Source organism: Phenylobacterium sp. (assembly GCF_013822795.1).
Lineage (GTDB): Bacteria > Pseudomonadota > Alphaproteobacteria > Caulobacterales > Caulobacteraceae > Phenylobacterium.
The window spans coordinates 56542-79485 of sequence record NZ_PNLB01000020.1 but is presented as its reverse complement, the minus strand read 5'-3'; the positions used below and the strand labels follow the sequence as shown (position 1 = coordinate 79485).

Below are 22944 nucleotides of genomic sequence, written 5' to 3'. Positions count from 1 at the left end.
AGATGGCGAGGCTTCCCCGGATCAGCGCGCGCATAGGTACCGACTGGCTGTGATCGCCGACCCCTGCGACGGCTTCATGACACGAGGCCCCGCTTTCGGTCCAGCACGCGATAGTATCATGCCATGTCACACGCCTTCGACTGCTCGTCGCCGGTCAGTAGTGACCGTCCCCGATCAGTAGCGAAAGCTCATCCCAGACGAAGACGATGTTGTCCGAGCGCCAGAGCGGCCCAGGATCGGTGAAACCGCCGGCCCGGCGGCCGCCCAACCGCTCGTAGAACGCGATCGCCCGCGCATTGCCGACCACCACCGCCAGCGCGCAGCCGCCATAGCCCCAGTCGGCGAGCTGGCCTGCCAGCGCCGACATCAGCCGCCGCCCGATCCCGGCGCCCTGGACCGACGGGTCGACGTGCAGCCAGCGAATCTCGCCGCGGCCGGCGAAGGTCTCCTCGGTGGGCGCGCAGGCCGTCCCAAATCCGACCAGCCGCCCGGCGCGCTCGGCGACCAGGGTCGTGCGTTGTGGGTCGGTCTCGCCGAGGACCTCCTCCCACCGGGCGCGGCGCACCTCCTCGGTCAGCGCCTCCCAGGCGGCCGGAGTCGCGAGGTCGCGATAGGTCGCGCGCCAGACCTCGTCATGCATCCTGGCGATGTGGGCCGCGTCCTCGAAAACCGCTGTACGCAAAGCGATCGCGGCCTCCGTAAAATCCCTTGAAACCATGTTGCGTCCGCCCCATCGCAAGCCCTGGCCGGGCCTGGGTTTGATGACAATTTTTGGGCAGGGACACAAACCCCTTTACATCGGGGGGCATCGCCCCTATTTCGCAGCGCTCCGGCGGACCCGATGTCCTCAAAAAGCGCTGCTAACGCCGGCTGGGTTCAACTGCCAATGGGGGCTACGTGAATTGCGCACGTACCATACGCCCCTGGACCTGGTCCGTGAGCGGCCACCGGAACGCCCTGTCGCCATTGCGCGACCGGACGCGGTGGCGGTAGCGGCGCGCTGGTTCCAGGAAAATTTCAAAGGCGACGTCTTTTACGCGGTGAAGGCCAATCCTTCACCTTGGGTCATCAAGGCCCTCGTTGAAAACGGCGTGACGTCTTTCGATGTGGCTTCGGTCCCCGAGATCGAGCTGGTCGCGCAGCACGCGCCGGGTTCCCGCATGGCCTTCATGCACCCGGTCAAGAGCCGCGCGGCGATTGCGGCCGCCTACTTCGAACATGGCGTGAAGACCTTCTCGCTGGATACGCACGAGGAACTCGAAAAGATCCTCGCCGCGACCCAGGGGGCCAAGGACCTCAACCTGATCGTCCGTCTCGGCGTCTCCGCCGAGGGCGCGGCCTATTCGCTGGCCGGCAAGTTCGGCGTCGACCCGCATCAGGCCCCTGGTCTGCTGCTGGCCGCGCGTCGTGCGACCCAGGACCTGATGGGCGTCTCGTTCCACGTCGGCAGTCAGTGCATGCGTCCGACCGCCTACCAGGCGGCGATGACCCAGGCCTCGCGCGCCCTGGTCCGCGCCGGCGTGTTCGCCGACGTGGTGGACGTGGGCGGCGGCTTCCCGTCGGTCTATCCCGGCATGGTTCCGCCGGATCTGGCCGACTACATGGACTCCATCGACCGCGGCTTCGCCGAGATGATGGTGCACGAGACGACCGAGCTGTGGTGCGAACCCGGCCGGGCGCTGGTCGCCGAGGGCTCGTCGATCCTCACCAAGGTCGAACTCAAGAAGGGCGACGCGCTCTATCTGAACGACGGGTCCTACGGCTCGCTGTTCGACGCCGCGCACACTAAATGGCCCTTTCCGGTCAAGCTGCTCCGCAGCGAGAACGGCGAGGCCAAGGAAGTCCAAGGCGCGCTGAAGCCCTATCGCTTCTGGGGTCCGACCTGCGACTCGCTCGACCACATGCCCGGCCCGTTCTGGCTGCCGGAAGATGTGCGCGAGGGCGATTACATCGAGATCGGCATGCTCGGCGCCTATGGCGTGGCGATGAACACCCGCTTCAACGGTTACGGCGACGCCGAGACCGTCGAGGCCTCCGACGCGCCCATGGCCTCGATGTACGGCCTGGCCCGTCGGTCGATTCCGGTTCCCCGTCAGGAGAACCAGAATGTCGTGAAGCTGTCGCGTGCGCGCGGAAAGAAGCGTCGGCGGAAATAAGCCGGGCGCTGGAAAGTTATAGGCGCGGCCGGTCGCTCCGTCCCGGTCGCGCCTCTTCCATTTTGGACGGGCGCTCAAACCTCAAGGGATCTTGAAGAATGAACGCTGACGTTCAGAAGTCGAACCGCAAGGCCGAGCTGCTGGCCAACACCGTCGAGCACGTGGCGATCGATCAGTACGACGCCCGCCCGATCGTCGACGCCATGCGCAAGATGAGCTTCACCAGCCGCGACACCGCGCGCGCCGCCGACATCTGGTCGATGTCGCTGGAAGACAAAGAGTGCTCGACCTGGCTGACCCTCGCGGGCTCGACCAGCGCTGGCGGCTGCATGCACATCTACCGCGACATGGTGAAGTACGGGATGATCGACACGATCGTCGCCACCGGCGCCTCGATCGTCGACATGGACTTCTTCGAAGCCCTCGGCTTCAAGCACTATCAAGCCCAGTCGGACGTCGACGATCGCGACCTGCGCGACCTCTACATCGACCGCATCTACGACACCTACATCGACGAGGAAGAACTCCAGAACTGCGACGGTACGATCTACGAGATCTGCAATCTGCTGGAGCCGCGCCCCTACTCGTCGCGCGAGTTCATCTGGGAGATGGGCAAGTGGCTGGCCGCCGGCAACGCCAAAAAGCCCGACTCGCTGATCGAGACCGCCTATCGCGAAGGCGTGCCGATCTTCTGCCCGGCCTTCGTCGACTCTTCGGCCGGTTTCGGTCTGGTCAAGCACCAGGTCGAGCGCATGAAGGAAGGCAAGCCCTACCTGACCATCGACGCGGTCGCCGACTTCCGCGAACTGACCGACATCAAGCTGGCGGCCGGCACCACCGGCCTGTTCATGGTCGGCGGCGGCGTGCCGAAGAACTTCGCCCAGGACACCGTGGTCTGCGCCGAGATCCTCGGCCACGAAGCGGCGATGCATAAGTACGCGGTCCAGATCACCGTGGCCGACGTGCGCGACGGCGCCTGCTCGTCCTCGACGCTCAAGGAAGCCTGCTCCTGGGGCAAGGTCGACGTGACCTGGGAACAGATGGTCTTCGCCGAAGCCACCACCGTGGTGCCGCTGATCGCGTCGGACGCCTGGCACCGCGGGTCGTGGAAGACCCGCACCAAGCCGCGCTGGAACAAGCTCTTCGAAAAGAAGGCCTAAGACTCAACAAAACGGCGTCCCTCGGGACGCCGTTTTTCTTTGCCCTATTCGCCGGCCATGAAGCGCTCGAACCGGTCCTTCCAGTCGGGATGCCAGCGCGACAGCGCCGGGCGGTTCTCGACGATGTCGCCGGCGGTCCACAGCACCCGCTTCTCGTCGACCGCCCGCGGCGTCTCGTTGTCCTCGCACCACAGATAGAACTCGCCGCGCGCGATCCCCGCCAGCATCCGCTCGACCACCTGCTCGGAGGTCCAGGCCGAGGGCGGACGTTCGGGGATCCGGCTGGCGACCATGCCGGTATAGGTGAAGCCCGGCACCAGCAGATGGGCGCTGACCTGGCAGCCGGCGGTGTTGCGCAGCGTATGCGCCAGCCCCTCGGTCAGCGCCTTCACCCCAGCCTTGGAGACGTTGTAGGCGGTGTCGCCCGGCGGCATGGTCACCCCCTGCTTGGAGCCGGTGTTGATCACCAGCCCCGGCGCGCCGCTGGCCGCCATCGCCGGTACGAAGGCCTGCACGCCGTGCAGCACCCCCATCAGGTTGACGCCGAGCACCCGCTGCCAGCCGGCCGGGTTGGAGAGGGCGTCGCCGCCGCCGCCGACCCCGGCGTTGTTCATCAGCACGCTGACCGGCCCCTGCCGCTCGGCGACCTCGCGCGCCAGGGCCTCGACGGCGGCCGCGTCGGAGACGTCCAGCGTCACCGCGATGGCCGCCTCGCCCAGTTCAGCCTGCACGGCATCCAGCCGCGCTCCGTCGGCGTCGGCCAGGCAGACGCGCATCCCCGCCCCTGCTAGCCGCCGCGCCGCGGCCGCGCCGATGCCGTTGGCCGCGCCGGTGACGACGGCGACGTTTCCAGGTGCGATAGCGGGATGCATGGCGGTCTCCAGGGCCGAGGGCTTGTCGGCGTCACCTTAGCGGTAAAACTGCCGCTTGAACCGCGCGCGCAGCTCCGCATGATCGGTCCCCAGTTTGGGAGGCATGTCATGAACCGCATAACGATCAGCCTGGCCGCCGTGGCCGCGCTCGCCGCCGTCGGCGGAACCGCGCTCGCCCAGCAACAGGCCAAGCCGGCCCCCAGCGGCTATCTCGGCGAGGCGGCGCCCGACAGTTACAAGATCCTCCCGCCGGCCCCGACGCCGGGCACGATCCGCTACCAGGCCGACCGCTCAGCCTTCCTCGCCACCCGTTCGCTGAAGGACAGCCCGCGCTGGTCGCTGGCGACGGCCGACGCCGACGAAGCCGCCATCGTCAAGGACATGAGCTGCGCCATCGGCATGGAGCTGACCCCGCAGGCCGCGCCCAAGCTGACCAAGGTCCTGATGACCGCCCGCTACGACGTGCGCCGCGCGGTCAACCACCCCAAGGACATCTACAAGCGCCAGCGCCCCTATCTGATCGACGAGGGCGACATCTGCGTGGCCAAGACCGACGGCCTGGCCAAGAGCCCCGACTATCCCTCCGGCCACACCACCTGGGGCTGGACCGTGGGCCTGATCCTGGCCGAGCTGGTCCCCGACCGCTCCACCGAGATCCTCGCCCGCGCCCGCTCGTTCGGCGAGAGCCGGCTGATCTGCGGAGTGCACAACATGAGCGCGGTCGAGGCCGGCCGCACCAACGGCTCGATCGTCGTCGCCGGCCTGCACGGCTCGGCCGCCTTCCGCGCCGACATGGACGCCGCCCGCAAGGAGATCGCCGCCCTGCGCAAGTCGGCCAAGGTCCCCGACGGCGCGGCCTGCGCAGCCGAGGCCGAGCTGATCGGCAAGTCGCCCTACAACTAGGCCCTAGAACGGAAAGCTGGTCGCGACCTGCAGGCCGACCAGCGCCAGCATGGCGGCCAGGCTGACCAGGTGGTCGCGGTAGACGTCCACCGCCAGCTTGGTCTGCACCTCCGGCGTGTCGATCGCCTGGCCCAGCCGCACGGCGTTGCGCCAGGTCCGCCATAGCCCCAGCCCGATAGCGACCGCGGCCAGCGCCAGCGAGGCCGCGCTGACCCAGATCGGCTGCACGCGCTCGAGCATCTGAATGAGGATGCCGGCCAGCGTCAGCGCCAACACCGACGGGTTCAGCCAGTTCATCGGCCAGGCCCCGGTCGTCACCCGCCGGTAGTAGGGCGCGATCGAGGTCAGCACCTCGTCAGGGGCACGGTCGGGGCCGCGGCGCTGGACCTGCACATCGAACGTCAGGTGGATCCACAGCACCGCGGCGAGAAAGCCGGCGCCTGCAGCGATCACGGCGTTCATGGTCATCGTCCTGCTGGCAGGGCCCGCCCCCGCCCGCTCAGTTCGGGATTTTCCGCCGCAGATGTCAATTCCGCGGCTCAGATCCCGGCGTACCACTCGTAGCCGCGATCTTCCCAGAACCCGCCCTTGCCGCCGCCGATCCCGGCCAGATCGGCCACCGCCTCGATCCGCATGACGTACTTGGCGTGCTTGTAGCCGAGCTGGCGCTCGACCCGCAGCCGCAGAGGCGCGCCGTGCTTCACCGCCAGCGGCGCGCCGTTCATGTCGTAGGCCAGGATGCTCTGCGGGTGATAGGCGTCGATCAGGTCGATGCTCTCGTAGTAGCGGCCCAAGGCCGCCGGCGCGTTGGGGTCGAGAGTGTCCGCGCAATGGAAGACGATGTAGCGCGCGCTCTCCTTGAGCCCGGCCCTGTCCAGCAGCGGCCCCAGCCGCGCGCCGCTCCACTGGCCGATCGCCGACCAGCCCTCGACGCAGTCGTGGCGGGTGATCTGGGTGCGGGCCGGCTGGGCGCGCAGTTCGGCCAGGCTCAGCGACAGCGGCCGCTCGACCAGCCCGTCGACGACCAGCTTCCAGTCGGCGAATCCCGCCTCGACCAGGGCCCGGTATTCCGGGTCGCCGGGCGCGGTGGAGCCGTTGGCGCGGAAGTCCGGCGAGATCTCGGCGGGGCTGAACTCCTGGGCCAGCGCCTTGCGGTCGACGACCAGCCGCTGCGCGCGCCGCGTCAGCCCCTCGGCCATGGCCAGCCCCTGCTGCACGACCGGATTCATCGTCAGCTTGTCGCAGCCGGCGAGGAGCGCCCCCATGGCGGCGGCGGCCAGGCCCGACAGCCAGCGGCGGCGGTCGATCATCGCGCGTCCTCCCGGATGGCGAACTTGCCGGTGATCATCGAGCGCAGGCCGTTCACCGGCCCGGACAGCAACACCATCGCCAGGTGGACCACGGCGAACAGCACGATCAGGCTCGCGCTGATGAAGTGCAGCGTGCGCGCCGACTGCCGGCCGCCGAACAGTTCCGGTAGCCACGGAAAGCCGGCGTTCATCCCCGGCGACATCGACAGCCCGGTCAGCACCATCATCGGCAGCAGGACGAAGATGACCGCCAGATAGGCCAGCTTCTGCAGCGCGTTGTAGCGCCGCGCCGCCTCGCCCTTGGCGAACCGCAGCCGCGCGTGGTCGACGATCTCGCGCAGCAGATGACGCGGCGCCAACTGGTCCCGCCCCGGCAGCAGGTCGCGGCGGAAATGGCCGCCGATCAGGCCGGCCCCCAGATAGACCAGCCCGTTCACGACAAAGAGCCAGGCGAACGCGAAGTGCCAGCGGCGGCCGTCGGCCAGGCTGCGATAGCTGGGCAGCGTCGCCCAGGACGGAAAGCCGCGCACCTCGTTCCCCGAGAAGCCCAGCACGCCGGTGGTCTCGAACATCGCCGGGCCGAGCTTGGTGATCCCCACCGCTTCGCCGCCGCGCTCGGCGGCGACCATCGCCACCCACGGCCGCGCGAAGGTCGAGACGTCGCCCCAGTAGAGCGCCGGGTGGGCGTTGAAGATCTGCAGGCCGCTGAGCAGCAGCACCAGCAAGGCGGCGGCGTTGATCCAGTGGGTCAGCCGGGTCGTCAGGCCGTGCCGGCGGACGAACGTACGAGGCGGCGGCATTTCAGCTTCCTCCGGGACCACTCGACTGTGCCATGCAGCGAGTACGGGGGCCACTGCGCGGCGGATGCCCGGAACTTGCGGCCCGACCGACGATTTCTGCATCGAGCCCCTGGAGTATCCCGATGCCCGCCCCCCGTGAGCCGCACCCAGACCAAGCGCCCCCCGAACGCCGTCCTTCCAAGGAGGCCAGCGCCAAGACGCAAGTCCCCGACGAAGGCCGCAGCTTTGACACCGACGCCCCGCCCGGCGGGTACATGGGCTCGGGCGGCGATCCGGCCGAGGGCAAGCACGACTAGACCTTGCGGACGAACTCGGCGCGCAGCACCAGGCCTTTGATGGCCTCGTGCCTGCAATCGATCTCCTGCTCGTCGCCGGTCAGGCGGATCGACTTGATCACCGTGCCGCGTTTCAGGGTCTGGCCCGCGCCCTTGACCTTCAGGTCCTTGACCAGGGTGACGCTGTCGCCGTCCGCCAGCAGATTGCCGACCGAGTCGCGAACCTCGACCTGGCCGGCCGTCTTGGCGTTGGCGGCCGCTTCGGCGGCGCTGACCCATTCGCCCGTGGTCTCGTCAAAAACGAAGTCGTCGCCGCTCATCTGCGCCTCGCAATAGTCTGGAGGCCTCGCCTAGCGCCTCGCGACCGCAAGGGCCAGCCTCCTGGCGCGCGGCGGCCTCTCCCCCTAAGGTTCGCGCCGTTTTTTGAGTGTCGGGGGAGCGTGCAAGTGAACGAGCAAGGCGTCGAGGTCTGGAGCGGCGGCGTCAACACCTGGGAATGCGACGAGATGGGGCACATGAATGTCCGCTTCTGGGTCGCCAAGGCCCAGGAGGGACTGGCCGGTCTCGCCGCGCTCCTCGGCATGCCGCGCGCCTTCGCCCGCGACGGCGAGTCGACGCTGGTGGTCCGCGAGCAGCACATCCGCTTCCTGCGCGAAGCCAAGCCCGGCGTCTCGCTGCACATGACCGGCGGGGTGATCGCGCTAGGCGAATGCGACGCGCGCCTGCTGCTGGTCATCCGCCATATGGACGGCCAGCCGGCCGCGACCTTCCAGCTGGTCGTAGACCATGCCACCACCCGCGACCTGCGGCCATTCCCCTGGCCGCAACGCCTGCGCGAACAGGCCAGCGCCCTCTTCGTCGAGGTCCCCGCCTTCGCCGCGGCGCGCAGCATCGACCTGTCGCCGGTCGTGGCCACCGCCTCGCTGCAGCGCGCCGACAAACTCGGTCTCAAGCGGATCGGCCTGGGCGTGATCGGTCCGGCCGAATGCGACGTGTTCGAGCGCATGCGGCCCGAGATCTTCATCGGCCGGGTGTCGGACGGCGTCGGGCGGCTGTTCGGCGAGCCGCGCCCCGGGCCGGCCGATGGCGACCCCGAGGCGCGGATCGGCGGCGCGGTGCTCGAATACCGCGTGCTGCACCTGGACTGGCCCCAGGCCGGCGATGGGATCGAGCTGCGCTCTGGGTTCGCCGGCTGCGATGCGCGCACGCGGCGGGTCATGCACTGGATGGTCGATCCGCAGAGCGGGCGGCCGTGGGCCAGCGCTGAGGCGGTCGTGGTCTCGTTCGATCTCGACCAGCGCAAGGTCGTCGACATCTCAGAGGAAGCCCAGGCGGCCTTCCGCGCCGCCTCGCCCCCCGGCCTGGCGCTCTAGGATCGCGGATCGGCTGGGGCTATCGGACCGCGGCGCGCAGTTCCGCCTGCACCAGGTCCGGCCGCTCCATCGGCAGGAAGTGGCTGGTTCCGGGGATCGTCTGCACCGCAATCCGGCCAGCGGCGACCAGCGCGTCGAGCTTGGGGTCCTCGCGGCAGGTCGAACCTTCCTCGGCCCGCAGGATGCGGATCGGAACCTTGGCCTGTTCGAAGGCGCCCCAGGTGTCATGGGCGTGCGAGGCGAAGTTCGACGCCTCCCACTCGGGGGCGCACGACAGCTCCACCTGCCCGTCGTCGCGCTCGCGGAAGCCGTCGGCCACGTAGTCGGCCAGCATCTCCCCCTGCCAGGTGCGGAACGCGCCGCGACCGGTGTAGGCCGCGACCACCGCAGCCTTGTCGGGGAACACGGCGCGGCGGCGCAGGGCGCCCTGCACCAGAGGCGAATTGCTCACTTGGGACGGATCCACCGGCCCGGCCGCCGGCATCACCACCGGGTCGAACAGCACCACACGGCGCACGCGTTCGGCCGCCAGCGCCTGGGCCAGCACGCAGGCGGTGCCGCCCATCGAATGTCCGGCCAGCACCACATCGCGCAGATCGAGAGTCGCCAGCAGCGCCAGCAGGTCGTCGCGCAGGCCGTTCCATGAGGTCCGCCCCACGGTCTCGGCCGGCAGGGTCGAGCGCCCGTGACCGCGCTGGTCCACAGCCAGGATCCGCAGCCCCTCGGCCAGGGGCGCGAGAATGGTGCGGTAAGTGCGCGCATTGAAGCCATTCGCGTGGACGAAAACGATATCGACCGGCCGGCCGGAATCGCCGAAATCCAGCGCCGCCATCGACCCGCCGCGATCCTTCAGGTCGATCAACCGCGCCCGCGGCGCCTCCGCCAAAGCCGATTCCATCGCAAAACCCTCCGCCGACCGCCGATCTGGGCCGGTCACATCCTTCGAAACCACATTGACGCGCGGTTCGACAACACCCTCCAAGCCCTTGGTTTTCGGGGGTATGGGGGCAAGGGTTGCAAAAGTGATCACGAGGGCGTGAATTAAAGCCTTGCCCTGAGCGCCAAGCCGGGCATATTCCGAAGCAGCACAGCGATGTTCCCCGTCAGGGGCGCCTCGTTGGGCGCCTTCTAACCTCCGTTTCCAGGGGACCCAGGACATGACCACCGAAATCCTTCGCAAGCTGCTCGTCGCCGGCGCCGCCGTCGCCGCTCTGTCCGTCGCCGCTTGCGGCAAGCCGGCCGAAAAGGCCGCTGACGCTGCCGAAGCCACCGCCGAAACCGCGACCGACGCCGCCGCCACCGCGACCGACGCCGCCGCGACCGCCGCTGACGCCGCTGCCGACGCCACGAAGGCCGCTGGCGACGCGACCGCCGCTGCCGCCGCCGCTCCGGTTGACGCCGCTGCCGCCGCTGCTGCTCCGGCCGCTCCGGCTGCCGACGCCGCTGCCGCTCCGGCCGCGAAGTAAGTCTTACGAACGCATCAGCGTTCTTAAGCGAAGGGCCGCCCTCCAGGGCGGCCCTTTTCGTTTGCGCGTTATAACGGCGCGATGACCGACGAATCCCCCCTCGCCTGGACCGACGACGGCCAACCGCGTTCGCGCCTGTACGGCGACGTCTACTTCTCCGCCGAGGACGGCCTGGCCGAAACCCGCGCGGTGTTCCTCCAGGGTTGCGGCCTGCCGGAGGCCTGGGCCGGACGCAGCCGCTTCACGGTCGGCGAGTTGGGCTTCGGCACCGGCCTCAACATCCTGGCCCTGCTCGATCTTTGGCGGACCGGCGCCCCGCCAGGCGGCCACCTGCACGTCTTCAGCGTCGAAGCCCATCCGATCACCGCCGACGAGGCCGCCCGCGCGCTGTCGCGTTGGCCCGAGCTGGCCGACCTGGCGGCGCTGCTGGTCGCCCGCTGGCCCGGCCGCGCCCGCGGCTTCCATCGCATCGAGCTGCCCGAGGTCTGCGCGACCATCGACCTGGCGGTGATGGACGTCGAAGCCGCGCTCAGCGAGTGGTCCGGCCAGGCCGACGCCTGGTTCCTCGACGGCTTCTCCCCGGCGCTGAACCCGGCCATGTGGCGCGAGGAGATCCTTGCCCTGGTCGCCGCCCGCTCGGCGCCCGGCGCCCGCGCCGCCACCTTCACCGTGGCAGGGGCCGTCCGCCGCGGGCTGGCCGCGGCCGGCTTCGAGGTCGACAAGCGCCCAGGCTTCGGCCGCAAGCGCGAACGGCTGGAAGCCCGCCTGCCCGGCGCCCCCGAGCCGCGGGCGCTTCCGCGCGTGGCCATCATCGGCGCTGGGATCGCCGGGGCCAGCGCCGCCCGCGCCCTGCGCGCCCTGGGCTGCGATCCGATGGTGTTCGACGCCAAGGGCGCCGGAGCTGGCGCGTCGGGCAACCCCGCCGCCCTGGTGACGCCCCGGCTCGACGCCGGTCTTGGCCCGCTGGCCCGATTGTTTGCCCAGGCCTTCGCCCGCGCCACCCGGCTCTACGAGCCCCTGCCCGGCGCCGTCGTCGCCCGCAGCGTGCTGCAGATCGCCGGCGGCGACCGCGACGTCGAACGCTTCGGCAAGATCGCCGCGTCGGACATTTTCGAGCCGGACGCCCTGGTCCCCCTGGACACGGCCGAAGCTACCGTCCGCCTGGGCGAGCCTTCACCCGCCCCTGCCCTCGACCTCGCCGCCGCCCTGGTGGTGGAGCCAGCCGGCATCCTCGATGCGTGGAACGGGCAGGTTCTCCGCGCCGAGGTCGCTCAAGTCGTCCCCGGCCCCGCGGGCGTCGCCCTGCTCGATTCCGCCGGCGGCACGATTGTGGAAGCCGACGCGGTAATCCTGACGATAGGGCCCGCCATCGGCGCGTTGCTGAACGGTCTGCCGATAGCCCCGGTCCGCGGTCAGGCGAGCTGGACCGATGCGGTCACGCCGCCTCAGGCCGCGGCCTGGGGCGGCTACGCGGTCCCCACCCGCAGCGGCCTGCTGTTCGGCGCCACCCACGACCGCGGCGTGACCGAGACTGACGTTCGCGACGACGATCACGGCCGTAACCTCGCCGCCCTGGCCGCCGCCCTGCCTCGGCTCGCCGCGTCTGTGGATCCAGCCGGCCTGCAAGGCCGCGCCTCGGTGCGGGCCACCACGCCCGATCACTTGCCGTTGGCTGGTCCCGCGCCAGGCCAGGAGGGCGTCTACGTCCTCGGCGGCCTGGGGTCGCGCGGCTTCTGCCTCGCTCCGCTTCTGGCCGAGCATGTCGCCGCCCAGGCGCTCGGCGCGCCCTCGCCCCTGCCAGCGCCGCTGGCCGAGCTGGTCGCGCCCGACCGATTCCACAGGCGCGCCGCACGCAAAGGTCGTAGCCTCGCTTCCGAAATCGTCAAAGGAGCATGACCATGATCAAGGTCTTCGTCGGCGCCGCGGGCGCGTTCGCCCTGGCCGCCTGCAGCACTCCGCCCGTCTCGGACGCCGCTGTCGCCGCCGCCAGTCCGGCCCGCAACTGCTTCTGGGCCAACAGCGCCAACGGCTTCAACGCGGTCGACGAAACCACCGTCTATGTCAGGGCCGGCGTGCGCGACGTCTACCGGCTCGACCTGTTCGCCCGCTGCCCTGACATCGACTGGAACCACGCGATCGGCCTGGTCTCGCGGGGCGGCAATTCAATCTGCTCAGGCTTCGACGCGACGGTCATCACCAAGGGACCGTTCGGGCCGCAGCGCTGCGAGGTGCGCACGGTCACCAAGCTGACCCCGGAAGAGGCCGCGGCCCTGCCGTCGAAGTCCAAGCCCTGAAACGAAAAAGCGGGCGCCGCCTTCGAGGGGGCGACGCCCGCAGTACGGCCCTACGCGTCGCCGCGTACGCCGGAGGCTCGGATCAGAAGCGCTTCTTCAGCGCCACCGCGTAGACGCGGCCCAGCGGGTTCCCGCTGCCCGGGTCGTAGTTGTACTGGGTGCCGATCGCGAACGGCGGCTCTTCGTCGAAGATGTTCTGAACCGTCAGGGTCGCGGTGGTGTCCCACGGCAGTTCGGCCCGATAGGTCAGGTCGTGCTGCCAGTACTCGTCGATCTTGATCGACTGGTGCAGGGCCGCGGCCAGGGCGATCGAGTTGGTCTCGACCTGGGTGGTCGAGGACACGTGGCGGATCTGCCAGCGGAGGTTATGCATGCCGCTGGCCCAGTTCACGAAGGCGTTCGCCCGCAGCCTGTTGTAGCCGGTGAATAGCGAGGCGCGGTAGGTGCCGGCCCGCTTCTGCACGCCCGCCGCGTTCGAGGGGAAGCCCTCGATGTCGTAGGGCTCTTCATCGAACTTGATCAGGTAGGTGCCGTCGAACCCGGCGCTGAGGGCGCCGTTGAACAGCTCCCCGACGTCGAGGTTGGCCTGGAAGTCGACGCCCGACGTCTTCACGCCGCCGCCGTTGATGTACTGGGTGCGGTACGAGAGGATGTTGGCCCGACCGCAGTTGCCGCCGGTGAAGGTGAACCGTGCCTGGACGGCGGCGTAGGCCGCGTTGCCGCAGTTGCCGGTCGCCGAGCCGCCCGGGAACATCACGTTCAGCAGGTCGGCGGTGGCTTCCGAGGTGAGCGGATCCTCGAAGTCGAAGTCCCAGTAGTCGATGGTCGCGCGGAAGTTCGAGAACTCGACCACGCCGCCGATGTTGTAGGTGAAGGCGGTTTCCGGTTCGAGGTCCGGGTTGCCGTAGAGGTCGTTGGCCCGGTAGGTGCCGTTCGCGTTGGTCAGGTTACGCGCGAAGTTGGTGGTGGTCAGGGTCGCCGCCGGCGCGCGGTAGGTGGTGCCCACCGAACCGCGGAGCGCCAGCCAATCCAGCGCCTGCCAGCGGACCGAGGCCTTCGGGTTGAAGGTGTCGCCCTGGCTCTCGTAGGTCTCGTAGCGCCCGGCCAGCGTCAGCTCGAGGCCATCGGCGATCGGGATCAGGGTCTCGGCGAACACCGAGCTGATCTTCCGGTTCACATCGTAAGGCCGCAGGTTGGCGTTGAACAGGAACGGACCGTTCGCCGTGGTCGGGCAGAACGGCGAGCCGTCGCCGTAGGGCGGGCTATCCACGCAAGGCGTGGCGTTGGCGTCGTAGTAGACGTCCGGGTCCTGGATCGTGCGGTCGTAGCGGTACTGCGCGCCGGCCGCCCAGGCGATGTTGCCGCCGCCGACGTCCCAGGGCAGTTCGCCGTTGAAGACCACGTCGGCCACGAACAGCTCCGACGAGATCTCGTTGCGCTGCTTTTCGTCCATCCACTGCACGACGGCGCTGCGGTTGGCCGCCGCGTCGTTGAAGCCCGGAATGGTGCTGTTGGCCACGTAGAACGGGTTGGCGCCGACCTGCGCCAGGCTCTGGTCGAAGGCGTTGGTGAACGGGTTGAAGAAGAAGCAGCCGAGCGCAGCGTTGCCGGCGTTGGTGGTGAAGTTGTTGGTCTCCGCGGCCGTACACTGGTCGGCGTTGCCGTCGCGGCTGCCGAAGCCGCGCAGGGCCATCTGCAGCCGGTTAACCGACAGGTCCTCGAGGTTGTAGTTGTAGTCCTGCTTCTGCCAGGTCAGGGCGACGTCGAAGCCGATGTCGTTGAAGATCTTGCCCTTGAAGCCCCCCGCCACCCGGGCCGTATCCACCTTGTAGGAATAGTGAGCGTGCCGGTCGTCGGTATACGGGTTGCCGCCGAAGCCGATCGGGCGCCAGACGCTCTGGCTGGTCGCCACGCCGTTGGCCAGGGCGCTGGCCACGCCCGCCCGCGCCAGGGCTAGGCCCGCCGCGCAACTGGCGGCGTCGACGCCGTAGGGAAGCACCGTGCCCGTGCAGTTGGCCGCGTTGATCTGCGAGACCAGGGCCAGCAGGCCGGGGTTGGTGTTGGGGATGTAGAAGTTCGACTGCTCGCCGGTGCCGGTCGCCGGGATCGGCGAGACGCCGCCGCCGGCCGAACCGCCGGAAGCCAGGATCGGCGCCGGGAACTGGTTCGGCCCGGTCACCGCCCAGCTTTGCAGCGGGGTCTCGTGCATGGCGTACAGCACCTCGATGTTGGCGCTGAGGGTGTCGGTGATGTCGAAGTTGAACTTGCCGTAGGCCTGGTAGTGGTGCTCGTCCTCCACCAGGTTGTCGAAGGTCGTGTACTGGAAGTTACAGACCCCGCTGTTGGGGACGACCGTGCGGGTCCCGATCAGGGTGGTGAGGCTGTAGGGGGCGCCGCCGTTGGCCGCGCAGCCGATGTCGGGCAGCACGCCGTTGAAGCTGGCCGCGGTGAAGCCGGTGTTCGGCGAACCGGTCGGCGTGGTGGTCGCATAGGTGTAGCCGCCGGGGTTGCCGGTCGCGGCCCAGCCGCCGAGCGGGTTTTCCAGGAAGCCGTCGACGCCGGTGCGGATTGCCCAGTCGCGCTCGAAGATCGGCATCTCGGACCGCGCGCGATAGCCCAGGGTGATCAGGGCGTCGGCGTTGTCCCACTTCTTGCCCCAGGCGAGCGAGGCCTCGTAGTCGCCGTCGGAGCCTTCGATCATCTGGTACTGGCCGGTCACTTCGAAGCCGTCCAGGTCGGTGCGGGTGATGAAGTTGACCACGCCGCCAATGGCGTCAGAGCCGTAGGTCGCGGCCGCGCCGTCCTTCAGCACCTCGACCCGGCCGATCGCGGCCGTGGGCAGCAGGTTGATGTCCACCGCGTTCAAGCCCTGCGGCGAGACAGGGACGCGACGGCCATTGAACAGCACCAGGGTGCGGCTGCCGGTGACCGCCGAGTTCAGGCTGCGCAGGTTGACCGTCGCTGCGCCCGACCCGGAGCCGAAGCGGTTGTTCTCCCCGATCACCGCCCCCGACGACGGGATGGTCTTGATGAACTGGACCATGGTGGGCGAACCGCGGGCCTCAAGCTCCTTGGAGCCGATGACGTCGACCGGCAGGGCGGCGTCCTCGGGCGTACCGGCGATGAACGAACCGGTGACCACCACCTCCTCGACGGTCGAGGCCTGGGCATAGGCTGAACTGTTGGCTGAAATTGCCAGGACGACGGCCAATAGCGAGCCGCCGCAGAAATAACTGCTCTTCAACATTGGTTTCCTTCCCCCTCGAGAGCCGCCCCCATCTGGTGCGGGGGCTTTTGACTCATGAGCAGAAAGATCTTCGAACGGCCCCGCTGGGAGCGCCACTATTTTTCAAGATCGCAACATACTGTTGTCTTGAACCAGTGAGCGCACGGCTCGCGGTAGTGATCAGCGTTCATAAACCGCTGATATAGCTTACATTTGCCAAGCCGAAGAACGCCGATCCCTTAAATTTCAAAGGTTTCACTACATTTCAGGCGTAACGGTTCGATCCGCGTCAGGGGCGATGCCGACCCGTCCGCGCCCCGGCCGCGCAACTGACGTCACGGCAAGTTGAGACGTAACTGTTGCACGAAATCCCCGTTTCGCCGCCCGTCCGGGAGGGCTTACGGCCACGCGTACCCTACACAAGACAAAACGCCGCCCCCTCTCGGGGACGGCGTCTGCCTACGCATACCTGGAACTGAAGCTTAGAAGCGCTTCTTCACGGCCACCGCGAACACGCGGCCCAGCGGGTTGGCGCTGGAGGGGTCGTAGTTGTACTGGGTGCCGATCGCGAACGGCGGCTCTTCGTCGAAGATGTTCTGCACGGTCGCGGTCAGCGTGGTGTCCCACGGCAGTTCGGCCCGATAGGTCAGGTCGTGCTGCCAGTATTCCGGGATCTTGGTCGTCGTCTTGGTGGCGAGCGCCAGGCCGATCGAGTTCGACTCCGTCTGGTTGACCGAGCTGATGAAGCGGGTCTGCCAACGCAGGTTGTGGATGCCGCTCGCCCAGTTGACGTAGGCGTTTGCCCGGATCCGGTTGTAGCCGGTGAAGATCGACGCGCGGTAGGTGCCCGCCCGCTCTTGGGTGCCGCGGGCCGGAGCCGGGACGCCTTCGATCAGGTAGGGATCCTCGTCGTACTGGATCAGGTAGGTGCCGTCGAAGCCGGTGGTCAGCTGGCCGTCGAACAGGTCGCCGACGTCGAGGCTGGCCTGGAAGTCGACGCCCGTGGTCTTCACCTTGCCGCCGTTGATGTACTTGGTGCGGTAGGACTGGACGTTGGCGCGGCCGCAGCCCAGGTCGGTGAAGGTGAAGCGCGAGCGCAGCGCCACATAGGCCGGATCGGTGCTGGTGCAGACGTTCGCGCCCGTGGACGGGAACGCGGCGGCCAGCATGTCGGTGGCGCTTTCGAGGATCAGCTGGTCTTCGAAGTCGAAGCTCCAGTAGTCGACCGTAGCGCGGAACGCCCCGATCTTGGCCATCGCGCCGACGCTGTAGGTGAACGCGGTTTCCGGATCCAGGTCGGGGTTGCCGTACTGGTCGTTGGCGCGCCAGGTGCCGTTGGCGTTGGTCAGACCGCGGGTGAAGTTCGTGGTCGTGATGATCGCCGACGGGGCTCGGTAGGTGGTGCCGACCGACCCGCGCAGGGCCAGCCAGTCCATGGCCTGCCAGCGCAGCGAAGCCTTCGGATTGAAGGTCTCGCCCTGGCCGGCATAGTACTCGTAGCGGGCCGCCAGGGTCAGCTCGAGGTCGTCGGTGATGGGCAGCAGGGTTTCGGCGAAGACCGAGCTGATCTCACGCGAAACGTCGTACTGCGCCAGGTTGGCGTTGAACAGGTACGGCCCGGTGGGCACCAGGCAGTAGGGCTGGCCGTCGCCGAACGGCACGGAGTCGACGCACGGGGTGGCGTTGACGTCGTGCAGGATTTCCGGGTTCTGACGATACTGGTCGTAGCGGTACTGGGCGCCGGCGGCCCACTTCACCTGACCGCCGCTCAGCTCCCAGGGAAGGTCGCCGTTCAGGATCAGGTCGGCGACGAACAGCCGGGTCGACATCTTGTTGACCAGACGCTCGTCCATCCAGTCGACGACCTCGTTGCGAGCGGCGACGGCTTCATTGAAGCCCGGGATGGCGCTGGAGCCGATGTAGAACGGGTTGGCCGGGACGTCAGACAGGCTCTGCTCGAAGCCGTTCGAGAACGGGTTGAAGTAGTAGCAGCCCATCGCCGCGTTGCCGGCGTTCTGCGTCCAGTTGGCGGTTTCGGCCGCGGTGCACTGATCTGCAGCGCCGGCCCGGCTGGCGAAGCCGCGCAGGCCCTGCTGCAGGCGGTTGACCGAGAGGTCTTCCTGCACGCGGGTGTAGTCCTGCTGCTGGTAGGTCAGCGCGCCGTCCCAGTTGATGCCGAACGGGAGCTCGCCCTTGAAGCCGCCCGACACCCGGAAGGTGTCGACCTTGTAGGAATAGTGGGCGTGCTTGTCTTCGGTGTACGGGTTGCCGCCGAAGCCGATCGGACGCCACGAGGTCTGGCTGGCCGCGACTCCGTTGGTCGCCGCCGTCGCCACCGCCGCGCGCGCCGCGTTCAGCGCCGTCTGGCAGCTGGCCGCGTCGATGCCGTAGGGCAGGACCGTGCCGGCGCAGTTGGCGCCGTTGACCTGGCTGATCAGCGCCGCCAGGCCCGGGTTGCTGGCCGGGATATAGAAGCGGCCCTGGTCGGACGGGGCCAGCGCCGGGATCGGCGAGGTGCCGCCCGCGCTCAGCGGGGTCGGGAACTGGTTCGGCCCGGTGACGGCCCAGCTTTGGTTGGGCGTGTCGTGCATGGCGTAGAGCACTTCGATGTTGGCCGACAGGGTGTCGGTGATGTCGAAGTTGAACTTGCCGTAGGCTTGGAAGTGCTCTTCTTCCTCAACGAGGTTGTCGAACACCGTGTACTGGAACTGGCAGGAGTTGGCGTCGGGGTTGAGCTGACGCAGGCCGATCACGGCCGAGATGTTGTAGGGCGCGCCGCCATTGGCCGCGCAGCCGATGTCCGGCAGGCCGGCGCCGAGCGTGGCCGAGGTGAAGCCGGTGTTCGGGCTGCCCGCGAACGACGAGATGACATTGTATTGGCCGGGGTTGCCGGTGCTGGCCCAGCCGCCCAGCGGGTTCTGCAGGAACCCATCGACGCCGGTGCGCAGGGCCCACTCACGTTCGGAGATCGGCAGCTCGGAGCGATGGCGATAGCCGATGGTGACCAGAGCGTCGGCGTTGTCCCACTTCTTGCCCCAGGCCAGGTTGGCTTCGTAGTCGCCGTCCGAGCCGTCGATGAATTGGTATTGGCCGCTGAATTCGAACCCGTCGAGGTCGGTGCGGGTGATGAAGTTGACGACGCCGCCGATGGCGTCCGAGCCGTAGGTCGCGGCCGCGCCGTCCTTCAGCACTTCCACCCGGCCGATCGCGGCCGTCGGCAGCAGGTTCACGTCGACCGAGTTGAGGCTCTGCGGCGAGACCGGCACGCGCCGGCCGTTGAACAGCACCAGGGTCCGCGAGCCGGTGCTGGGCGAGTTCAGGTTGCGCAGGTTGACGGTCGCAGCGCCCGAGCCCGAGCCGAATCGGTTGTTTTCGCCGATCACCGCGCCCGACGACGGGATGGTCTTGATCAGCTGGACCATGGTCGGCGAACCGCGGGCCTCAAGCTCCTTGGAGCCGATGACATCCACCGGCAATGCGGCGTCTTCAGGCGTACCGGCGATGAATGAGCCGGTGACGATCACCTCCTCTACCGTGGCGCCGCCGTCCTGGGCTGCGGCCGTTCCCGACACGCCAAACGCCAGGGCGACGGCCAAAAGCGACCCGCCGCAGAAATATCTGCTCTTCAACATAAGTGTTTCCTTTCCCCCTCGAACGCGCGCGGCGATTGAAATGCCGCGTTTGTCTATGTTCGAGTATGGCGATCATCGACGTAGACGAGCCGAGACGCCAGAGCGTTGTTGCACTCATTTCAAACTTGAAACGCACACCAATTCAGCGCACATTTTTGACATACCCGAGAGTTTTGGAGTTAAACCGCATACCGCTTTGAGTAAATTTTGATCACTCAAGAATAATACTTACTAAGCCATTGGTTTCACGCATTTTCCGGAATTTTAGACCCATCCAAACGGCGCCCGGATCAAACCGGTGCTTCGAATAACTCGCTGCGCGGTGGAATCCGGGACGGCCGCCGCCCTCTGGTAGGTGTGGCGCCGGCGCCGCGGCCATAGAAAAAGGCGCCGCAGGGGAAGCCCGCGGCGCCTTCAAGACAAAATTGGAGTCGGCTGCGAGGCGCGCCTCGCAGCCGTCCGGAGACGTTAGAACTTCTTCTTCACGGCCAGCTTGTAGGTGCGGCCCAGCGCGTTGCCGGTGAACGGATCGTAGTTCAGATCCAGGCGGGCGAACGACGGCTCGACATCGAAGAGGTTGTCGATCGAGACGTTGACCGTCACGTCCCACGGCAGGAAGACGCGGTAGTCGAGTTCGTGCACCCAGCTCTCGTCGATCTTGGCCCCGTTCGGCTGGATCGCCCCGTTGACCGGGTTCGGCGCGAAGATCGAAGCCCGCTGGTCGACGTAGGAGTCGATGTAGTTGATCGTCCAGCGCAGGTTGTGCGGCCCATGGCTGTACTCGGCGTAGGCCGAGCCCTTGAGCTGCGGCAGCGACGTCGCGGTCAGCTGGTAGTTGAGGTAGCCGACAGCGTCGAACGCCTTCTCGACCGTCACGTCGCCGATCTTGAACGGATCGACCTTGTACTCGAGCGTGTAGGTGACCGAGCCGCCGACCCGCAGGTCGCCGCCCCAGACGTCGCCGGCGTCATAGTCGGCCAGCACGTCGATGCCGGAGGTCTTCACGCCCGGGCCGTTGGTCCAGTTGGTCCGCACCCGCGAGATCGTCGCGATGTTGCAGGCGCCCTGGAACACGAAGCGGGCCTGCAGGTCCGCAAAAGCCGCCTGGCCACAGTTGGTCGAGGCGCCGTTCGGGAACATCGTGTTGACCATCGAAGCCGAAGGTTCGGCGACGATCGGGTTCTCGAAGTCGAAGTTCCAGTAGTCGATGCTGCCCTTGAAGTTGCCGACGTTGAGGATCGCGCCGACGCTGTAGGTGGTGGCCTTTTCCGGCTCCAGGTCCGGGTTGCCGAAGATGTCGATGGCGCGGAAGGCGCCGCCGATGAACGACAGGGCGGTGACGCTCGACGTGGTCAGCTGCGTCAGCGGCGGGCCGCGGAAGGTCGTGCCGGCCGAGGCGCGGAACGCCAGGGCGTCGGTGGCCTGCCAGCGGATCGCGACCTTCGGGTTCAGGGTCGAACCGGTGTCGCCGCCGTAGTCCTCGTAGCGGGCCGCCAGCTGGATCTGCAGGTCGTCGGTGACCGGCAGCGCCATTTCGGCGAACAGGGCGTAGACGTCGCCCTCGAGGTCGGCTTCCTCGCCCGTGCCCAGGAACATCAGCGGGCCGTTGCGCACCGAGCAGGACGTCGAGCCGTTGAACGGCGTGTCGATGCAGGGGTTGGCGTCGATGTTGCTGAGGTCGTTGTAGGACGAGGAGAAGAAGCTGCGGCGGAACTGAGCCCCCGCCGCCCAGCCGACCGCGCCGCCGCCCAGCTCCCAGCCCAACTCGCCGTTGAACACCGCGTCGGCGACGAACAGCTTCGAGGTCTGCTTGGTCGAGACCTCCTGGAAGAACCAGCGCACCAGCTCAGGATTGTTGGCGAGCGAAGCGTTGAAGTTGGGGTTGGTCTGGCCCGTGATCGTGTTGTTGGCGATCGCGTTGGAGAACGGGTTGAAATAGTAGCAGCCGAGCGCGGTGTTGCCGGCGTTGGTGGTGAAGTTGTTGGTCTCGGCCGCCGTACAGCCGCCGGCCGTGCCGTTGTTCAGCGAGCCGTAGCCGCGCAGGGCCAGCTGGAAGCGCGACACCACCGTGTCGTAGCCGGTCCGCACGCCGGTTTCCTGGCCGTAGGTCAAGGCGAAGTCATAGCCGACCGCGTCGTTGAACTGACCCTTGATGCCGCCGCTGACACGGAAGGCGTCATAGTGGCGGCGGCCTTCGGAAGGTCCGTAGTCGAAGGCCGGGTTGCCGCCGAACGACAGCGGCCGGTAGCGCACGCCCGGGATGTGGACGCCGGTCGCAAAGGCCGGGATCTGCGTCGGGTTGGCGTTGCGATAGGCGATGAAGCCTGGGTTGCTCGCCGGGACGAAGTAGCCCGCCAGCACCGAGGCCGGCAGCTGGCCGACAGTCGGGTTGGTGGCGGCCGTCGAGGTTTGCAGCGCCAGATACGACGGCGAGGTTTTCCACTCCGGCACGTCGGTCTCAGAGTAGAAGGCCTCGATGTGCAGCTGGGCGTTTTCGCCCAGATCGGCGTTGGCTTCCCCATAGAGCTGGAAGCGATCTTCTTTCTCGACGAGGTTGTCGTAGGGAATGAAGTTGAAGAAGCAGGCCGGCAGCGCGCCGCCCTGGACCACGCCGCCCAGCGAGGCGCAGCCGTTGTCGAGCGCGAAGCCCGCCGCCGGCGTGAAGGCCCCGCTCGGCAAATTGGTCACCGGCAGGAACGGGGCGACGGCGTTGCCCGCCGACCAGCCGCCTTCCGGGTTGTTGAAATAGGACTGGCTGGCCCAATCGCGTTCGGTGGTCGGCAGCTCCGAACGGTGCTGGTAGCCGGCGCTCAGCAGGACGTTGCCGTTCTCCCAGGCGTGGCCGAAGATAATGCTGCCGTCGTAGTCGCCGTCCGAGCCGTCGATGTAGCGATAGCTGCCGTTCAGCTCGAGCCCGCTGAAGTCCTTGCGGGTGATGAAGTTGACGACGCCGGCGATGGCGTCCGAGCCGTAGGTCGCGGCCGCGCCGTCCTTCAGCACTTCGATACGGCCGACCGCGGCCGACGGGATGATGTTGGTGTCGACGATCCCGGCCCCGGCCTGGCCGAAGGGGTTCGACGCCATGCGGTGGCCGTTGATCAGCACCAGGGTGCGCTGGGCCCCAAGGCCGCGCAGGTTGACCGAGCCGGAGCCTTCCGAGCCCTGGGCCCGGGGATCGAACTGGTTGGTGTCGCCCAGCACCCCGCTGGAGACCGGCAGCGCCTTCAGAAGTTCGACCGTGGTGGGCGAGCCTTGCTTGGCCAGGTCGTCGGCGCCGATAACGTCCACGGGCAGAGCCGCGTCCTCGGGCGTGCCCCGAATGAAGGACCCGGTGACCACCACTTCCTCGACAGTGCTGGCCTGTTGGGCAAAGGCCTGGCCGCCGAGGGCCAGAGCGACGGCCATGACGGAGCCGCCGCAGAGATACCTGCTCTTCGACATAATTTTCCTCCCCCTCGACGGACGCCGTTTTCGATC

General features: G+C 68.0%; 17 protein-coding genes and 1 pseudogene. 8 read left to right on the top strand and 10 right to left on the bottom strand.

Annotated features, from left to right (window positions below):
- Positions 1-154 precede the first annotated feature (154 nt).
- Positions 155-682 carry a GNAT family N-acetyltransferase gene (locus C0481_RS17430; RefSeq protein ID WP_293406136.1) on the bottom strand — a complete coding sequence of 176 codons (528 nt, stop codon included), beginning with the start codon at positions 680-682 and terminating at the stop codon, positions 155-157.
- A gap of 220 nt (positions 683-902) precedes the next feature.
- Between C0481_RS17430 and C0481_RS17425 the strand changes: the two genes are divergently transcribed.
- A complete protein-coding gene (locus C0481_RS17425; protein ID WP_293406134.1) occupies positions 903-2156 on the top strand; it encodes a type III PLP-dependent enzyme in 1254 nt (417 codons plus the stop codon).
- A gap of 98 nt (positions 2157-2254) precedes the next feature.
- The gene (locus tag C0481_RS17420) at positions 2255-3316 is read left to right on the top strand and encodes a deoxyhypusine synthase (protein WP_293406132.1); all 1062 of its coding nucleotides are present in this window, start codon (positions 2255-2257) and stop codon (positions 3314-3316) included.
- Positions 3317-3360: 44 nt separating this feature from the next.
- Here C0481_RS17420 and C0481_RS17415 read toward each other — a convergent pair whose 3' ends face one another.
- The gene (locus C0481_RS17415; protein WP_293406130.1) at positions 3361-4188 is read right to left on the bottom strand and encodes an SDR family NAD(P)-dependent oxidoreductase; all 828 of its coding nucleotides are present in this window, start codon (positions 4186-4188) and stop codon (positions 3361-3363) included.
- 108 nt (positions 4189-4296) lie between these two features.
- Between C0481_RS17415 and C0481_RS17410 the strand changes: the two genes are divergently transcribed.
- Positions 4297-5091 (top strand): phosphatase PAP2 family protein, encoded by a 795-nt coding sequence (locus C0481_RS17410; RefSeq protein WP_293406128.1) that lies wholly within the window; start codon positions 4297-4299, stop codon positions 5089-5091.
- Between the two features lie 3 nt (positions 5092-5094).
- On the opposite strand, the gene C0481_RS17405 is transcribed toward C0481_RS17410, so the two are convergent.
- The 3 genes from C0481_RS17405 to C0481_RS17395 all read right to left on the bottom strand — a co-directional run bounded on the left by C0481_RS17405 (position 5095) and on the right by C0481_RS17395 (position 7201).
- Positions 5095-5553: a hypothetical protein gene (locus C0481_RS17405; RefSeq protein WP_293406126.1), complete on the bottom strand. Its 459-nt coding sequence runs from the start codon at positions 5551-5553 to the stop codon at positions 5095-5097.
- 77 nt (positions 5554-5630) lie between these two features.
- Positions 5631-6401 carry a molybdopterin-dependent oxidoreductase gene (locus tag C0481_RS17400; RefSeq protein ID WP_293406124.1) on the bottom strand — a complete coding sequence of 257 codons (771 nt, stop codon included), beginning with the start codon at positions 6399-6401 and terminating at the stop codon, positions 5631-5633.
- Positions 6398-7201, bottom strand: a complete 804-nt coding sequence (locus C0481_RS17395; RefSeq protein ID WP_293406122.1) for a cytochrome b/b6 domain-containing protein — start codon at positions 7199-7201, stop codon at positions 6398-6400. The genes C0481_RS17400 and C0481_RS17395 overlap by 4 nt, the downstream gene beginning before the upstream one ends.
- Before the next feature lie 122 nt (positions 7202-7323).
- Here C0481_RS17395 and C0481_RS17390 point away from each other — a divergent pair, with 122 nt between their 5' ends.
- Complete coding sequence (locus tag C0481_RS17390; protein WP_293406120.1) at positions 7324-7497, top strand: hypothetical protein; 174 nt, start codon at positions 7324-7326, stop codon at positions 7495-7497.
- Here C0481_RS17390 and C0481_RS17385 read toward each other — a convergent pair.
- A pseudogene (locus C0481_RS17385) lies at positions 7494-7703 on the bottom strand (alkylphosphonate utilization protein); the annotation flags it as partial. The gene C0481_RS17390 and the pseudogene C0481_RS17385 sit on opposite strands and share 4 nt — an antisense overlap.
- A 219-nt stretch (positions 7704-7922) precedes the next feature.
- Between C0481_RS17385 and C0481_RS17380 the strand changes: the two are divergent.
- Positions 7923-8849 carry a thioesterase family protein gene (locus tag C0481_RS17380; protein WP_293406118.1) on the top strand — a complete coding sequence of 309 codons (927 nt, stop codon included), beginning with the start codon at positions 7923-7925 and terminating at the stop codon, positions 8847-8849.
- Positions 8850-8868: 19 nt separating this feature from the next.
- On the opposite strand, the gene C0481_RS17375 is transcribed toward C0481_RS17380, so the two are convergent.
- Positions 8869-9747: an alpha/beta hydrolase gene (locus C0481_RS17375; RefSeq protein ID WP_293406116.1), complete on the bottom strand. Its 879-nt coding sequence runs from the start codon at positions 9745-9747 to the stop codon at positions 8869-8871.
- 259 nt (positions 9748-10006) lie between these two features.
- Here C0481_RS17375 and C0481_RS17370 point away from each other — a divergent pair, with 259 nt between their 5' ends.
- The 3 genes from C0481_RS17370 (at position 10007) to C0481_RS17360 (ending at position 12609) form a co-directional block, all read left to right on the top strand.
- Entirely contained in the window at positions 10007-10315 is a 309-nt protein-coding gene (locus tag C0481_RS17370; RefSeq protein ID WP_293406113.1) for a hypothetical protein, read from the top strand.
- 81 nt (positions 10316-10396) lie between these two features.
- Entirely contained in the window at positions 10397-12211 is a 1815-nt protein-coding gene (gene mnmD, locus C0481_RS17365; RefSeq protein ID WP_293406111.1) for a tRNA (5-methylaminomethyl-2-thiouridine)(34)-methyltransferase MnmD, read from the top strand.
- Positions 12212-12213: 2 nt separating this feature from the next.
- Positions 12214-12609 carry a DUF6491 family protein gene (locus C0481_RS17360; RefSeq protein WP_293406109.1) on the top strand — a complete coding sequence of 132 codons (396 nt, stop codon included), beginning with the start codon at positions 12214-12216 and terminating at the stop codon, positions 12607-12609.
- Between the two features lie 82 nt (positions 12610-12691).
- Here the strand turns inward: C0481_RS17360 and C0481_RS17355 are convergent, their stop codons facing one another.
- The 3 genes from C0481_RS17355 to C0481_RS17345 form a co-directional block, all read right to left on the bottom strand.
- On the bottom strand, positions 12692-15856 hold the full coding sequence (locus C0481_RS17355; RefSeq protein ID WP_293406107.1) for a TonB-dependent receptor: 3165 nt from the start codon (positions 15854-15856) through the stop codon (positions 12692-12694).
- A gap of 461 nt (positions 15857-16317) precedes the next feature.
- Positions 16318-19467 carry a TonB-dependent receptor gene (locus C0481_RS17350; RefSeq protein ID WP_293406105.1) on the bottom strand — a complete coding sequence of 1050 codons (3150 nt, stop codon included), beginning with the start codon at positions 19465-19467 and terminating at the stop codon, positions 16318-16320.
- 468 nt (positions 19468-19935) lie between these two features.
- Positions 19936-22908 carry a TonB-dependent receptor gene (locus C0481_RS17345; protein ID WP_293406103.1) on the bottom strand — a complete coding sequence of 991 codons (2973 nt, stop codon included), beginning with the start codon at positions 22906-22908 and terminating at the stop codon, positions 19936-19938.
- Positions 22909-22944: the final 36 nt, after the last annotated feature.